General features: G+C 37.8%; 17 protein-coding genes. 8 read left to right on the top strand and 9 right to left on the bottom strand.

Going from position 1 to position 14293, the window contains the following annotated elements:
• Positions 1–247: 247 nt before the first annotated feature.
• The 4 genes from FIV01_RS14920 to FIV01_RS14935 all read left to right on the top strand — a co-directional run bounded on the left by FIV01_RS14920 (position 248) and on the right by FIV01_RS14935 (position 3369).
• Positions 248–1690 carry an MvaI/BcnI family restriction endonuclease gene (locus FIV01_RS14920; RefSeq protein ID WP_152431802.1) on the top strand — a complete coding sequence of 481 codons (1443 nt, stop codon included), beginning with the start codon at positions 248–250 and terminating at the stop codon, positions 1688–1690.
• A 12-nt stretch (positions 1691–1702) separates the two neighbouring features.
• Positions 1703–2302 carry a hypothetical protein gene (locus FIV01_RS14925; RefSeq protein WP_152431803.1) on the top strand — a complete coding sequence of 200 codons (600 nt, stop codon included), beginning with the start codon at positions 1703–1705 and terminating at the stop codon, positions 2300–2302.
• A 286-nt stretch (positions 2303–2588) separates the two neighbouring features.
• Positions 2589–2951, top strand: coding sequence for a hypothetical protein (locus FIV01_RS14930; protein ID WP_246210507.1), 363 nt, complete (start codon positions 2589–2591; stop codon positions 2949–2951).
• Positions 2938–3369 (top strand): hypothetical protein, encoded by a 432-nt coding sequence (locus tag FIV01_RS14935; protein WP_152431804.1) that lies wholly within the window; start codon positions 2938–2940, stop codon positions 3367–3369. The genes FIV01_RS14930 and FIV01_RS14935 overlap by 14 nt, the downstream gene beginning before the upstream one ends.
• Positions 3370–3531: 162 nt before the next feature.
• Here the strand turns inward: FIV01_RS14935 and FIV01_RS14940 are convergent, their stop codons facing one another.
• The 9 genes from FIV01_RS14940 to FIV01_RS14985 form a co-directional block, all read right to left on the bottom strand.
• The gene (locus tag FIV01_RS14940; protein WP_152431805.1) at positions 3532–4671 is read right to left on the bottom strand and encodes an SEL1-like repeat protein; all 1140 of its coding nucleotides are present in this window, start codon (positions 4669–4671) and stop codon (positions 3532–3534) included.
• Between the two features lie 346 nt (positions 4672–5017).
• A complete protein-coding gene (locus FIV01_RS14945) occupies positions 5018–5680 on the bottom strand; it encodes a hypothetical protein (RefSeq protein WP_152431806.1) in 663 nt (220 codons plus the stop codon).
• Positions 5647–6372, bottom strand: coding sequence for a hypothetical protein (locus FIV01_RS14950; protein ID WP_152431807.1), 726 nt, complete (start codon positions 6370–6372; stop codon positions 5647–5649). Before FIV01_RS14950 ends, FIV01_RS14945 begins: the two co-directional genes overlap by 34 nt.
• A complete protein-coding gene (gene sctJ, locus FIV01_RS14955; protein WP_152431808.1) occupies positions 6347–7114 on the bottom strand; it encodes a type III secretion system inner membrane ring lipoprotein SctJ in 768 nt (255 codons plus the stop codon). Before sctJ ends, FIV01_RS14950 begins: the two co-directional genes overlap by 26 nt.
• A gap of 68 nt (positions 7115–7182) precedes the next feature.
• Complete coding sequence (locus FIV01_RS14960; protein ID WP_152431809.1) at positions 7183–7512, bottom strand: hypothetical protein; 330 nt, start codon at positions 7510–7512, stop codon at positions 7183–7185.
• Positions 7506–8255, bottom strand: coding sequence for a hypothetical protein (locus FIV01_RS20770; protein WP_246210508.1), 750 nt, complete (start codon positions 8253–8255; stop codon positions 7506–7508). The genes FIV01_RS14960 and FIV01_RS20770 overlap by 7 nt, the downstream gene beginning before the upstream one ends.
• Positions 8256–9470: an FHA domain-containing protein gene (locus FIV01_RS14975; protein ID WP_152431812.1), complete on the bottom strand. Its 1215-nt coding sequence runs from the start codon at positions 9468–9470 to the stop codon at positions 8256–8258. It abuts the gene before it with no gap.
• Positions 9471–9472: 2 nt separating this feature from the next.
• On the bottom strand, positions 9473–11047 hold the full coding sequence (gene sctC / locus FIV01_RS14980) for a type III secretion system outer membrane ring subunit SctC (protein WP_152431813.1): 1575 nt from the start codon (positions 11045–11047) through the stop codon (positions 9473–9475).
• Between the two features lie 2 nt (positions 11048–11049).
• Positions 11050–11463 carry a hypothetical protein gene (locus FIV01_RS14985; protein ID WP_152431814.1) on the bottom strand — a complete coding sequence of 138 codons (414 nt, stop codon included), beginning with the start codon at positions 11461–11463 and terminating at the stop codon, positions 11050–11052.
• A gap of 407 nt (positions 11464–11870) precedes the next feature.
• Between FIV01_RS14985 and FIV01_RS14990 the strand changes: the two genes are divergently transcribed.
• The 4 genes from FIV01_RS14990 (at position 11871) to FIV01_RS15005 (ending at position 14158) form a co-directional block, all read left to right on the top strand.
• Positions 11871–12182 carry a hypothetical protein gene (locus FIV01_RS14990; protein ID WP_152431815.1) on the top strand — a complete coding sequence of 104 codons (312 nt, stop codon included), beginning with the start codon at positions 11871–11873 and terminating at the stop codon, positions 12180–12182.
• 86 nt (positions 12183–12268) lie between these two features.
• A complete protein-coding gene (locus FIV01_RS14995) occupies positions 12269–12775 on the top strand; it encodes a hypothetical protein (protein ID WP_152431816.1) in 507 nt (168 codons plus the stop codon).
• Positions 12776–12900: 125 nt separating this feature from the next.
• A complete protein-coding gene (locus FIV01_RS15000; RefSeq protein ID WP_152431816.1) occupies positions 12901–13407 on the top strand; it encodes a hypothetical protein in 507 nt (168 codons plus the stop codon).
• Positions 13408–13588: 181 nt separating this feature from the next.
• A complete protein-coding gene (locus FIV01_RS15005; RefSeq protein WP_152431817.1) occupies positions 13589–14158 on the top strand; it encodes a hypothetical protein in 570 nt (189 codons plus the stop codon).
• Positions 14159–14293 lie beyond the last annotated feature (135 nt).

Below are 14293 nucleotides of genomic sequence, written 5' to 3' on the forward strand. Positions count from 1 at the left end.
AGACCCCTCCGTGGTCCTCTCTGTGGATTCCGACTTTTTTGTTGGTGTTTTGCAGTGAGTTTTTTCAAATCTCAAGTAAACAAATCTACACACTTGGTTAGAGCCTGAGGGTGTACTGCCTTGTCCTCTCTCTTCTCTAGCCGTTGGCTTGGGATATAAAGCCCTCCTATTACGGTAAAGCAATTGGTGCAGATCCTTTAACTTCAAACAGTGTTGTTAGTGCACTCTGTAAAAAGGAACAGTAGTTATGTCTGAAACAAACTACCCAAGCGAGAAGCGACTAAAACAATTAGTAAAGCAATTAAAAAAGGAAAAGCACATTAAAACATATCAAGCGTATGACCTTATAAGTCAGACATTTGGTTATTCAAGTTGGCAAGAACTAAAGCCAATCATAGAACTTCATTGGAAAGCTCAGATTCCCTCTCCAAAAGTATCTCTAAACTTTATTGACGATGATGATGTAACTCTTTCTGATAAAGAGTTTGATGATATTGAAAATGAAAGAAGTTCTGAGCTGGATAAATCTGTAAAAGAATTAGTTCAACGAAATAAAGTTCAACTAGCCAAGCTAGCTATAGAATACTCTATATTTGAACCAACAATCACTGGGCTAAAAAAGTCAATTCTCGACGCTACACAGCCTGTTAGAACTCACTTCGAATTAGAAAATTTCCACCATTATTACTCTCAAGGACAAGGTATAGAAAACAAAGTTGTCAAAACGGCCTACCTACTAACAGATTCTGAAACCATTAGATCTAAGGTAAGTCTATATCGCCCCAATACTAAAAAGGGTGATCCCCGTATGTGGTTTCGAAAGTTGGGAGAACTAGCTGAAGCAGGTGATCAAGTTGCGATCATCATATATGAGGATGAGCCATATTTAATAAATATATCTAAGTATTCCATCAGTAATGAATTAGATAAACCAGAAAGTCCAATTAGACAGCTAATTAAAGCTTACGTAAATACGGGTAGCTCTATTGCTGAAGAGTTACTAACAAAGTTAAAAACTTTAGCTATTAAACCTTTTAAAGCATTAAGAAAAGGTGACACGGCGATTGGTTATACGTTAGAAATATTACTTGGAATAGAGGCAAACTCAAGCAAGTTACCAGACTATAAAGGCATTGAGCTAAAATCTGGTCGAGGTGGGAAAAATCGCTCAAACTTATTTGCTCAAGTTGCGAAGTGGGATATCAGTCCATGCGAAAAAAGTGCTGAAATCTTAGATAACTATGGTTACCAAAGAGAAGATGATTTCAAGCTTTATTGTACTGTTAGTACCCAGAAGCCAAATTCTCAAGGACTACATTTCAAATACGACAAGTCAAATGATCAACTTCAAGAATGGCATGACAGTGGAGAATTAGTAGCAATTTGGCCGGGTTCTATATTACGCGAACGTTTACTTGAAAAACACGCAGAAACCTTTTGGATTGAAGCTGAAAGCTTTGTAAAGGAAGGTATAGAATACTTTCAGTTAAAGAGTGTAATTCATACAAAACAACCATTGGCATCTCAACTATTACCACTAATAGAATGTGGAGTAATAACTATGGACCACCTCATCAAACGTAGCGGTAAAAACAATCGAGTTAGTGAGAAAGGACCATTATTTAAAATTGACAAGAAAAATCTAGATCTATTGTTCCCTGCCCCTCAAAAGTATTCCCTAGTAGATTAAAGGACTAAGTATATGACATTTTTAAAAATGGAAATTACACCTGAAATATTTGAAATCGCCATTGCGCGAGCTGCAAACCTTCCATCATACCGATTGAACTTCAAACAGTACTTACAGGATAAAGGCGGGGAGATTCAAGCAAAACTCGAAGGCACAATTGGTGAGGTCGTCGTTGAAACATGGCTAAAAGCCAACAACATTTGGTTTGAAGATGATAGAAGTAATCATACCCATGATTACTCACTTAACAATGATACACTTGAGGTTAAAACCAAAGTTAGAACAGTTCCCCCTTCATTAGGGTATGAGTGCTCTATCCCTGAATATACTATGGATATGCAAACTGCCAATATGTATGCATTTGTATCATTAACTCAAATTGAAAATAAGCACTTATCTTTGGAGAAATACCCCGAAGCTTATATTGTAGGTGTAATATCCAAACAACGTTTCAGAAGTGTCGCCAGACATTTTAAAAAAGGCGATGTTGATTCATCAAATAATTTTACGTTTAAGAAAAGTTGCTTTAACGTTTTTATTAATCAAATGACAAGCCCTGTAGAGTTTCCGGAACTCTACAAAAGAGTGCGTTCAAAATTCTGTGTCAGCTAATTTTGGCTAGCAATCTAAGACATAGCCCAAGCGCCCATAATAATGAATCGCCAGTTGAGACAATGTCATATTCTATATTTGGATTGGAATTGTCTACTTTTTAGAAGCATTCAATATTCCTTCGTAAACACTCTAATATTAGACTTCTACATTATCCATGGTGTATCTCTATGTTTGTTACATACTATAACGTGTGTGGAAAATGGGAGTGATGTTATAAAATTAATATGATTTTTAACCAAAATGATTAATTTTTAAGTGATTGATGTATAATCAAAATTTATAAATGAAAAGAGAGAATAAAATGGCTGGGCTGGGTTATTGTAAAATCAGTGATTTGAAACTGAATCAGAAAAGTAAGCGAGCAGTCACGGAAGTGAAAGAGATAATGTCTTCTGGCAATATGTTAGCAAGTGCCTTATCTGCCACACCATTTTATTATATTTTTGGCACTCCTAGTATGACTAAGACTCCTTATTCTATGATGTTGACTATCAGAGAGCATGATTGGGAAATGTTTGGCAAACTCATGGGCTCTGTTCCCTCTATCGTAAAAAGTCGAATACATTTTGTTGCTAGCCAAATGTCATGGAAAACAGCGGGTAAAGAAAAAAAGTTCTGGGAGTGCGTCAGCAATGCAGCTATATAAACTTGTGGCGTCTATCGCTTTATTGACTGGATGTGCTGCTCAAGCAGATACAGAACAGTCAATCACCGCTTGGGTTGAGAAAACAGATAAGTGTGTGGCCATGACAGAAGAAAGCACAGCAAGTTTTCCTGATAATTCTTGGTTCCAGTCTTTGGATATGGAGAAGAAAAAGGGAGTCACATTTTACCTCTATCAAGAGAAGCTATATGACTGTTCAAAGCGAGAATCGGATGCTTTGATGCAGTCTTTGACTCAAAGTGAAAATAAAACGTTAATTAAGTTCTTTTCAGGGTTGGGAGCGTTCGCCAAGCCAGACTCAAAATTTATACATGGGGTTGATGCTGAGCAACTGAAGAAACTCTCAAATAATGTAGACTTGTTTAACCTTAGAAAAGTAGGTAAAGAGTTAAATTTTTGATGTCGTTAAATGAAATTGGTGCTTCTTTCGATAGTAACATCAAGCGCCAGAATATAGGCCATGCCAGACCAGTTTGTTGATGCCTTACCAGAGCTCAGTTTGGCGCAAGGGTTTAAGTCATGGGATGTAAACTCGACCTTAGCACCAATGAGCAGTACTAACTCATTCTATAGGTGTCGGAATAGGGCAATTAGTTTTACTTAGTTTGTTATTTAGGCAGTCTCGATAGGCTTTTTCCGCTCGGGCCGTTTTTTCTTTAGAAAGTTCTTGTGTGAGCGTATTGAGAAGTGAGTCCATATCTCTGTTGTTAGTTGATGCGATTTTTGCCCATACATAGGCGCTTTCATAGCTTTGTTTAACAATCAATCCACCAAAAAACATTCTCGCGAGATCTTGTTGTGCGTTAATTTGGCCACCGATGGCAGATTGAGTACACCAGTGAACGGCCTTTTTATAATTTACGTCTATTTCATCGCCGTTAAAGTACATATGACATAACTGGAGTTGGGCATTCGGATCACCTGATTTTGCCAGTGTGTCAGCTTGTTGATATGTCAGCTTATTAAGCGCAAGGTAGTTTTGCATGCCTTGGTAATTGTTGTTTTCTGCTGCTTTTTGAAACCACTCTTTCGCGGTTTTTTTATTTTGCTTCACACCCAGACCATCTTGATACATCAAGCCTAAAAAATTAGCGGCGGCGCCATCTCCATTGTTTGCGGCAAGTAAATACCAATGTTTGGCTTTGGTATAATCGAGTTTGACCCCTTGGCCGTTTGCGTATAAAAGACCAATATTACGTTGTGCAGGTGCAAAGCCTTGCTGGGCCGATTTCTTATAAAGATCCATGGCTTTTTGGTAGCCAAGTTGAGTTCCACTTCGCTTGTAAGTAAAAGCTAGGCTGTTTTGTGCAGGCGCGTAGCCCTGATCGGCGGCTTTTCTATACCAACGAGCAGACGTTGCGATATTTTGAAATGGCATGTTTCCGCTTTCATGCATCCAGCCAAGCTTGTCTTGAGCATACTTGTTGCCTTGCTCTGCGGATTTTTGATACCAACTTTTGGCTTTGTAATAATCAAGTTCAACTTGGTCGCCGATCTCATAAGCTTGGCCGAGATAAAGCTGCGCCGAATCATTTCCGCTATTTGCAGCTTGTTTTATTTCTTGAAGCGGAACATTGTCAAACTCGGTTTGAAGAGGTGTCGGATTGTCGTTATCCCAACGAGTTGTGACTCCCTTAAGCGCCTTCGCGGAGAACGAAAGTATCAAAACGAGGAAACATAATGAATAGAGTAATTGACGCACAGTTAAAAACCTTAGAATAATAATTTTCCGCGTAATATATCACTAATTTTTATTTAACTCTTGCTAATAAGTCGATGAAGATTATTGAAAAATCACCAGCTAGGTTTGGTAGCTGGTGATGAGAGTGGTTCAGTGGGGGGAGCGCGTTAATGACTGTTCCAACTGTAACCTAAGCTGAGAAAGTACAGCGCTGGGTCATTAAATTGTGCGATTGTATTACTTAGTAGCCCTTCGAATTATGAAGAATCAGGGTAGGTGATTATATGACACAGAATTCTGAACGCCCTCATACATAGTAATCAAGCTCCCCATGATTCTAATTAAATCGATGTTAACTGTTTTAATGTCAGTAAGTTGCATCGGTTTCCGACATGTTTGACTCGTCATAAAAGTATGTTTGTGGTGATTTTTTTGAAGAGAGCAACGGTCGCACATTGTCAATAGACAGCAGGTAAACCTCATTATCTGATTCTATTTCAAGTGCATCTACTAAATCTTCTTCTCCTTCGATTATGAGATCTGGAAACGATTCAGACATTTGATGTTTGAGGTTCATTGGAACTCTCACACAGATACTTTGATTTGAGTCAAGAAATTCTAGCCCTTTCTTGATCAAACTTCTGGTTAAGTCGCGTTTATCATAGTCATGGATGATATTGGATAATATATCCATGACTATACTCTCAATCTGCTGTTCTATGGCGGAAATGGAATGCTTCCAATAGGCACGCTGTTTGTTTTCAAGGCAGCATTCCTCAAGTTTTTGAATTGACAAAGCTTGATTTTGAGCTTTGTCAATTATCGCCTGTTTTTCAGCTAACGCACTTTCAATAATTCTTCTTGACTCTTCCCGTGCTTCGTCAAGTAGCTTTTCTATCTCGCTTTGCACATTTGTTTTAGACTCTTCTATGTGAGTCAATGCATTGAGTTCATCAGCAGAGATTATTTTCTTATTTTGAAGTGAGTTGAGCTCTTCTATGCTGATTTGCGTAAAAATTTCTCGTGCCATTCTTTTGATATCCTTTCTAAACATACAAAAAAAGTGGATTCAACGTCCTTTTTATTTAATGGGACAATGTCTACCTTTTCGTTCACTTCTGATTTTATGTCTCTTTTAGGTAGTTTTAGTGTTATTAACTTCTTATATATATAGGGCCATTCTGTTGTCATAATATTGATACCCACCTGTGATATCTGGGGTAGGTGATCAAAGAGAAATGTATTTAATGGTAAGAACGTTTTAAGAACAGGCAAGGTGCTTGGTTTATCTTCAAACGGCATTTTAGAAACATCATCATTCAAACTCGATTGTAGCGTCAGCCATCCATAATGTTCGAGGAAATGCTCTTTTATCACTTCAATATCTTTTTTATTTATGTAATTGTTAATATTTTTGTGATAGATGTACCCTGACCATAGTGTAAGAGTTTTACATATAATGTCTGATGGAAGAAGAGCTAGATGTTGTGTCGTTAAGTTTTCTGTTTGTTGACCTGATTCAGTGAGTTCAAAGTCAACGGTAGATAGATCCAGCTCTAAGTATTCCAATAGATATTGGTTGAACAAGGCTTCCTGCCGAGAAGAGCTCAATGGTGGCACACTGCCTTCATACAGGCTGTCAACGCAAGCTTCTATATGAGAGGAGTGTATGTTTGCCCTTATGTTCAAAACTTGATCAAGAAGTTGACTCTTGTACAACATTTTCTAACATCTCCAAATTTTTGCTCTTCAACTTTCTAATTGAGAAAAATGCGTAGCAGGCGATTGCAATTGAAATAACGATCAATATGAGGATTGCAATGTAAAGATAAGCTGCTAAGCTGCTATCCTCGGTCTTGATTACTATCGGTGGTGGCGTGCTTGATTCGACCAAAATAACTTTGACATTATTGTAATCTAGACCTTCGATACTGCTTTGCACCAAGCTTTTGATCTGAGGAGTAAGCTGTGAAATTTCAGCCTCTTGAGAATGTTTCACAAACACTGCCGCAGAGGATGGCTGCTTGGTTTTCATGCGTGTTTCTGCTGGGATCATTAAATGGACTCTGGCAGAAATGACACCGTCAATCTGATTCAGGGTTTTAGCTAATGATTGAGAGATAGCATACTCAAACCGTGCTTTTTCTTGAGTTGGCGTAGAGACGAGTCCATCCTGTGGGAACAACTGCTCAACAGTAGCGAACTCTTGTTTGGGGTATCCATTCTGTTTTAGCAATTCAACGGCTGAAGAGAACTGAGAACCCTCTACTTTGAGGGTAATACTTTTTCCGTTGATAGATTGTTTTTCTGCATCTATTCCTTCACTCAGTAGCAGAGCCAACATTTGGTTCGCTTCAGATTCCGACAGGTTCGAATACATTTCTTCTTTACAGCCTGTCACCGCTAAGCTGAATAACAACAGAGTTAGTTTGAGGAAAGTATTTTGCGTATTCTTAATATTCATAGGCGCGGTTCTGTCCAATTAGAATTGTTAAGGCCTTAAAACTAAAGTCAGTTTATAGGCCATATTGATTATTGGCTGCTCAGCAGTTTGTCGAAGCCTTGGGTAAATTTTCCGACAAAAGTTGCTGAAGTTAATGTGTTTAATACAAGACCATTTATTTCTGACTGAAGGTCTCCATAGTCGACCACAGAAAGATCTTCTGTTGCTCGTGTTAATGTTTCGTCATAGTGTTTATCTACTTTTGAGCCAAAGTCAAAGGCACTTTCTAGTAGATCTTCCCCCACAGGTTTAACTGGTTCTTGAATATGTTTGTCGAACAGTGCCTCTAAGCTCGCCCTTGATACTGACTGTTGAGGTAGTGTGTAGGTGCCTGCGACCGAAGATATTGAATCTACCATGTTGATTCCTTTTGCTGTGTTGGTTTAGTGTCAAACATGTTTGATTGAATCAATTTAGCGATTGAACAAAGTCTACTTTCTGCCTCTTCAGTGTGGTGTTCGGCGATACTGATGAAAGCGAGGAAAAACTTTCCTAGCTCTGAATCGTCATCAATAAGCAGACTTCGTGCTTTTGAAAAATGTCCATTTCTACATAAACTTATCGCGTAGATAATCTGCGCGACACTTTTATGAAAAATCGCTTCTTTTGATTGTTCATTGGTTTTTAAAAAAGGTGTAAGGATAGAGTGAACGCCATCGATATTACCTATCTGAGCCACGTCTAAAGCAATGTTAGCTAGATGCTTCGCTACATCCGATCTAATAGGCCTTTCAGCACATCGAATATTGCTTTCTGTGTCGTGCTTTGCAGTTGAGTTGATAACTGCCAATCGTTGTTCAGTTTCTGAAACACAGCTAGGTCCAAACTGTCGTGTGGATCCATTGTTTTCATGTGTTCCTCCAGCTTCGAAGTGGTTGACTGGACTGAAGATCCTAAAATCTGATGTACCGAGCCTAAATCCATAATGATTCTCCTGTTGTTTAATGATATGTTCGATGGCACATTCTAATGCCACCTTCCACGTATTTAACTTTGCATACTCATTGGGAGTGTTGAGCTGTTTCATTTGCATTGTTATTTTCAAAAGCCAATTTTCGAGCAAAGGCTGGCTTTTAAGCATGAGAGAGGTGTCTGTCAGCATTTAACCATTCGCTCCTATCCAAATAATTTGTTTATCCTTTAAAAGGGCTATGCCATCTTCGGTGATTTCTTTGATAGTAAACCCATCACCAATTACCGAGTTTTTTAAATACTTCTGCCCACCGGACAGCTCAATGTAAGGGGTGAGACTCGTACTAATTGCCCGAATAGGAGGGAGCATTCCCTCTGGGTCAATAAAAGGCTGATATTGTAGGGGGATTTGGCTACCGAACTTAGAATTAGCAGAATCAATCAGTTGGTGGATCTGTGTTTTTTGCAAGGTAGTTGCTTTACCACTAACTAGTATATATTCACGATAACTTGAAGCACCAATACCATTCATGCCTATTTTTTCAATATTATGGTTCAACCATGCGATGACCTCAGAAGCTTTAGTTGTGTTGAAAGTAACTTCAGACAATCCGGGAATTTCTCTTACTATGGATGTGGAGAATTTTGATATAGGGAGTTGGTCTAAAACTACACCTTTAACTATGGCTTTTCCGTTGAGATCAACCCTGACATCATAGCCATACAAGTTGTGTTCGTTCAGCAATGTCTGTATTGACGTCGTTAGTTTATCTACACGGTGTACTTTCCATATTAGGGGAAGTTCACTGTTTGCCTCGATTTTGCGTCGAGCGGTATTTGAAGTTGAGCGATCCTGTATATAACCAGTAACTAATGTGCGCCCATCTTGCTCTGACACAGTTAAACCAAAGTGCTTGTTATTTATGGAAGAACCTGACAACAATTCTTTTGTCGGCGCCATGGAAGTATCGCTGTTTTTTAGGGAATTATTTGATGAATAAAACGATGCATTTAGGCTTCCTATGCAAAGCAGACCCGAGAAGAGCATTCCTACCCAAGGAAAACGAAAACGTTTTTGTTGCGGAAGGTTTATTGTGGGCCAAGTTGCTTCAACCTTACCTAAAGTAAAAGCGACGGGACCAATTTGAACAACATTATAGGGGCTAAGGCTGGAAAGAGCGCTTCGTTGAATTTTTCCGTTGATGTACCATTTGGCATCGTTTAGCTCCTTAATTGCGATGATTTTATCATTAACCGTGATTTGCATTGCGGTGTCTGCCAAACCAATATCTGTTAGAACACAGTCTGCACGTTCATGGCATGAACCAAGAACAATGTGTTTCTTATCGAGTAACATCTCGGCTCCTGAATGCTTGCCAGAAAGCACCTTTAATGTCCAAGTCATAACTATTCACTCCATGCGCTTTCGAACGCTTCTCTGATCAGTCTTAGCTCAGCAACTTCACTCTCAATTTGGTTGTTGAATAGCTTAGTTGCATCAGACTGTTTGGTATGGCCTGCTACCTGCTCTAATATTCTTGGTCTAATTAGGAACATGCGTACTGCACGACTATCGTCGGAGCTTTCATAAGTAAATAAACTCCCAAGAAGAGGAATATCACCAAGAAGGGGAACTTTTGAGCTTCCTTCTAGATTACGTTGTGAATAAAACCCCCCAATGAGTAAGCTTTGATTACGTGCGACAGTTGCTTGTGTAATGATGGTACTGTCTCTTATCACAGGAAGATCTGAAATGGTTTCATTCTCTCGTTTTCCATCGGTAAGTGTGATATCTAGACTGATGGCAAGGCCCTCTGGAGACGGAATAATTCTCGGGATAACTATCAGTTCAGTACCTGCCGACAGTGTGACTAATTGAGCATCTTCTTTAGCCTCAACTTTGGCATAAAACTCTTCTTTATTACTGATCACGGCACGAGTATTTTCCCTTGCGAGTAAAGTTGGTCTTGATAAAGTGCGTGCTTTATTCTTCTGCTCTAGGGCTGTAAGTGTGAACTCGAATTGACTTAACGTTCCTATCGGTAATGTTGTTGCAAAACCTGTTCCTGCATGCCATGCACCTTCAATAATTCCGCTTAGAGGATTGACACTCAGTGAACCATTGTTTCCTTGAGCACTCCAATCAACGCCTAGGTCTTCTAGAGCATTCTCCGCGACGTCAATAATTGAAACGGATATTTCAATTTGACGCTTGGGTTTGTCCATCGAATGAATAAGAGGAATGATCCTTTGTACTGAAGATTCAGTGTCATAGATGAGTACGCTATTCATATCTGAATCAGCAACAATGTTCCCTTGTGTATTTGCTTCTCCACCATAGCCGAGGAGACTGCGCAACTTTGTCACCATTCCAGGTGTTGTACTGCCATCGTCAAGAACTCTATCTTCGGCATGAGTATATAGAAGAGGGATGACATAAGGTTTCATTTGATAATTGGGTTCTTTAGCAGCACTGTCATCAACAGCTTTGGCTGCATCGATTGCAATCTCCAAAAATTTAGGTGGTCCTGAAACAAGTAACATCCCTGTACCTGGCAAAGCACGCATACCAAAACGATTAGGATCCAAGCCGATGTTCTTCATTTTGTTTGAAAACCTTTCAGATGAAGCATTATTGAGAGTAATTAACTTAGTTTGAATTTCATTGGAGCAGTTAAAATAGATAGTTGAATCTATTCGAAACCAAACAATGTTATATGCTGACGATAATTGGTTAAGAAAAGCGTCTCCGGACTCTGCTTTGATATTCCCGCTGAACGAGTCTTTAAAGCATTCACTAACTACTCCAAACAGCCCATAGTGAGCAGAGAATGCGTTCAACACATCAGGCAAGGGCGTGTTTTTCGCCCTATAACTATACTTTTCATTGGGCAATGTCGAAGCATAAATTGGCTGAACGATCATTGTTATGGTAAGCAGAGCTAAAAAGTTGGCTATATGATTAAGGTTACTAATTTTCATTTCTACACCATATATTTAATAAAGTTGTGGTATTTATTATCGGCTCTGCTATCTGATGATGAATTAACAAGCGAATGGGCCCAAAGTAAATCTTCTATAGCATTAGAAAATGCATCAGTATCACCGAGGTAATCTTTCATTCTTAGCCTAAGGCTGTAACTTATTTCTTGGTTGTCAAAAACCAGCTCAACATTTGTATGTAAAGAAATAGATAACATTTTATTAGTAGCGTGTTCCAAAACATCTTTGTCTATACTGGCATCCCTTTTTCCTATCCAAAAGCATATTTTAGACTCCTCTAAATCCATGTTGAATTGAATAATAGAGTTTGAAACTTTTGTAATATATAGATTGTCTTCTTCTTTCAATAAAGAAAGCGTGGCATTGCTTGTAAATGTTTTTATATCTTTATACACGTTATTTGTTCTCTATCATCCAACGGTTGTACATACTTTCCCATTATTTTGTTTTTAAATCACAATAAAATGTTAAAAAAAGCCAATAATTAACATGACAAAAACACCATGTTACTGTTTTTATGAAATTTACATTTTTTTTAACATTAACTTATTTATGGCTATCAAATGTTATACCTTTGGATTAAGTGATTGTTATAGAATGATTTTTTTATTTTTTCTCAGCTCGCTACTCAAGAGTTTGTGGTGGTTGATATGATAAAATTGTAAATAAGTGGTTTTGATGATGATATTTAACCAATGTTTGTTGTAAGTTTATATCAACGGATGAACGAACGACTTTATAGAAACAAAGATTAAAAATTACTGACAGGAATAAGATAAGTTACCTAGGGGATAAATGGGATATGAGTAGTAGTGACGAATATGTAGATTATGACGAAATTTTATTAAAGCAAGCTATAGAAATAGAAGAGAGAGAGGCATTTGCATCGGAAGTTCTCAGAAATCTAGAAGAAAATAGCCGTAAAAGACAGCATCTTGATTCGTTCTATCCTTCGATAGATGAGGAAACAAGAAATAAAGTCAAAGAGAATAAGGAGCTAATTGAAAAAGATCTAGAAACTCAAGGGGTTTCATTTGATCGTGATGTTAATCATCGTGTAGAAAATAAAAACAGAGTGAACTATAGAGTAAGGCCTGGGAGGGTTTTAATATAGAGTAATAAAAAGTGTTAAATTAAATATGAAACTTGTATAAACACTATAAATAAAAACTATGAACTTAAACTTTTAGAGGTAAAAATATGACCACAGTAACCGGTACTAACAGCACAACACTTTTTTCTGGTATGGAACAAACAGAGCAAATGTCGCTATCGCAGCTTAAAGCAGCAGTCATGCATGATAGGGCAACAGAAACAGAGGAAAATGTGCGTTATAAATTGGTGGATATGCAGCAACAAACTAATGAAATGAAAGCGATTAATGACGTTATGCAAATGTTGCGAAATGATATCAGTAATATCAATGGCAATAAGGATGACAGTAAGGGGACCATGTCAGCTCAGGTAGAGCAGTTTCTGTCGGATAATGTTAAAGGCTTTAGCTCTGAAAACCAATACACGAGAGCAGAGATGCAGTTGCAACTCGATAACGTAAAGGCTGTTTATGACAATCTTGCGTCACAAGGTTCAATCGACATGATTCGTACCAATGACGCAATGTCTAAAAACAAAAATGCCGTGGATGCTTACAGCACTATTGTCAAGAATGACGGTGATGCGAAAGAAGGTATTATTCGTAATATGTAATATCAAGATATTTTGTATGATTTTGGCGTGTATTTATTAAATAAATTAATTCATCCAATCATAGTATTAATATTCTAGTTCTAATCGTGTAACAAATTATTATTTATAAACAAAAGGTATAAAATATGACTACAGTAACTGGTACCAACAGTACAACACTTTTTTCTGGTATGGAACAAACAGAGCAAATGTCGCTATCGCAGCTTAAAGCAGCAGTCATGCATGATAGAGCAACAGAAACAGAGGAAAATGTGCGTTATAAATTGGTGGATATGCAGCAACAAACCAATGAAATGAAAGCAATTAATGACGTTATGCAAATGTTGCGAAATGATATCAGTAATATCAATGGCAATAAGGATGACAGTAAGGGGACCATGTCAGCTCAGGTAGAGCAGTTCCTGTCGGATAATGTTAAAGGCTTTAGCTCTGAAAACCAATACACGAGAGCAGAGATGCAGTTGCAACTCGATAACGTAAAGGCTGTTTATGACAATCTTGCGTCACAAGGTTCAATCGACATGATTCGTACCAATGACGCAATGTCTAAAAACAAAAATGCCGTGGATGCTTACAGCACTATTGTTAAGAATGACGGTGACGCGAAAGAAGGTATTATTCGTAATATGTAATAGTATTTCTGACTGTGCATACTTAATGTTTTCCCAGTCATATTATCTATATATGATTGGGATTTCATGAACTACCGAAATATTATTAAGCTTGACTATTTTATATTATATTTTAAATAGTGAAAAAATTAAATAATAGGGATTTTAAATAAATTATCCAAGCAAGTGAAAGGTGAAAAATATGACTACAATAACCGGTACTAATAGCACAACTCTATTTTCGGGCATGGAACAAACAGAGCAAATGTCGCTATCGCAGCTTAAAGCCGCAGTCATGCATGATAGAGCAACAGAAACTGAAGAAAATGTGCGTTATAAATTGGTGGATATGCAGCAACAAACCAATGAAATGAAAGCGATTAATGACGTGATGCAAATGCTGCGTAATGATATTAGTAATATCAAGGGCAATAAGGATGACAGCAAGGGACAAATGTCTAAAGAAGTTGTTCAATTTCTCTCCGACAATGTTCAAGGCTTTGAGCCCCATAATGACTTATTACTAGGAACGGGCAAGTATGGGCCACTAGGCCGTCAATACTTTACTGGGACTCGAGTATTTACAAGAGCAGATATGCAGCTGCAATTGGATAACGTGAAGGCAGTTTATGATAACCTTGCATCACAAGGTTCAATCGATATGATCCGTACCAACGACGCAATGTCCAAAAATAAAAATGCTGTGGATGCATATAGCACTATTGTCAAGAATGACGGTGACGCGAAAGAAGGTATTATCCGTAATATGTAATATTCAGAATAATATCAATTTATTATTGTCTTGATAATATTTAAATTTAAAATAATCAAAATAAAAAGTATTAATATAATCACATAGTATCATGAGAAACTAGATATTATTGTTTTTATTTTAATGAGCAATAAA

This window comes from Vibrio aquimaris (assembly GCF_009363415.1).
Lineage (GTDB): Bacteria > Pseudomonadota > Gammaproteobacteria > Enterobacterales > Vibrionaceae > Vibrio > Vibrio aquimaris.

What these genes read in the sequence shown, in the direction of transcription:
- FIV01_RS14920 (WP_152431802.1), top strand. Translation starts at nt 248, where the DNA reads ATGTCTGAAACAAACTACCCAAGCGAGAAGCGACTAAAACAATTAGTA.
- FIV01_RS14925 (WP_152431803.1), top strand. Translation starts at nt 1,703, where the DNA reads ATGACATTTTTAAAAATGGAAATTACACCTGAAATATTTGAAATCGCC.
- FIV01_RS14930 (WP_246210507.1), top strand. Translation starts at nt 2,589, where the DNA reads ATGAAAAGAGAGAATAAAATGGCTGGGCTGGGTTATTGTAAAATCAGT.
- FIV01_RS14935 (WP_152431804.1), top strand. Translation starts at nt 2,938, where the DNA reads ATGCAGCTATATAAACTTGTGGCGTCTATCGCTTTATTGACTGGATGT.
- FIV01_RS14945 (WP_152431806.1), bottom strand. Translation starts at nt 5,680, where the DNA reads ATGGCACGAGAAATTTTTACGCAAATCAGCATAGAAGAGCTCAACTCA.
- FIV01_RS14950 (WP_152431807.1), bottom strand. Translation starts at nt 6,372, where the DNA reads ATGTTGTACAAGAGTCAACTTCTTGATCAAGTTTTGAACATAAGGGCA.
- sctJ (WP_152431808.1), bottom strand. Translation starts at nt 7,114, where the DNA reads ATGAATATTAAGAATACGCAAAATACTTTCCTCAAACTAACTCTGTTG.
- FIV01_RS14960 (WP_152431809.1), bottom strand. Translation starts at nt 7,512, where the DNA reads ATGGTAGATTCAATATCTTCGGTCGCAGGCACCTACACACTACCTCAA.
- FIV01_RS20770 (WP_246210508.1), bottom strand. Translation starts at nt 8,255, where the DNA reads ATGCTGACAGACACCTCTCTCATGCTTAAAAGCCAGCCTTTGCTCGAA.
- FIV01_RS14975 (WP_152431812.1), bottom strand. Translation starts at nt 9,470, where the DNA reads ATGACTTGGACATTAAAGGTGCTTTCTGGCAAGCATTCAGGAGCCGAG.
- sctC (WP_152431813.1), bottom strand. Translation starts at nt 11,047, where the DNA reads ATGAAAATTAGTAACCTTAATCATATAGCCAACTTTTTAGCTCTGCTT.
- FIV01_RS14990 (WP_152431815.1), top strand. Translation starts at nt 11,871, where the DNA reads ATGAGTAGTAGTGACGAATATGTAGATTATGACGAAATTTTATTAAAG.
- FIV01_RS14995 (WP_152431816.1), top strand. Translation starts at nt 12,269, where the DNA reads ATGACCACAGTAACCGGTACTAACAGCACAACACTTTTTTCTGGTATG.
- FIV01_RS15000 (WP_152431816.1), top strand. Translation starts at nt 12,901, where the DNA reads ATGACTACAGTAACTGGTACCAACAGTACAACACTTTTTTCTGGTATG.
- FIV01_RS15005 (WP_152431817.1), top strand. Translation starts at nt 13,589, where the DNA reads ATGACTACAATAACCGGTACTAATAGCACAACTCTATTTTCGGGCATG.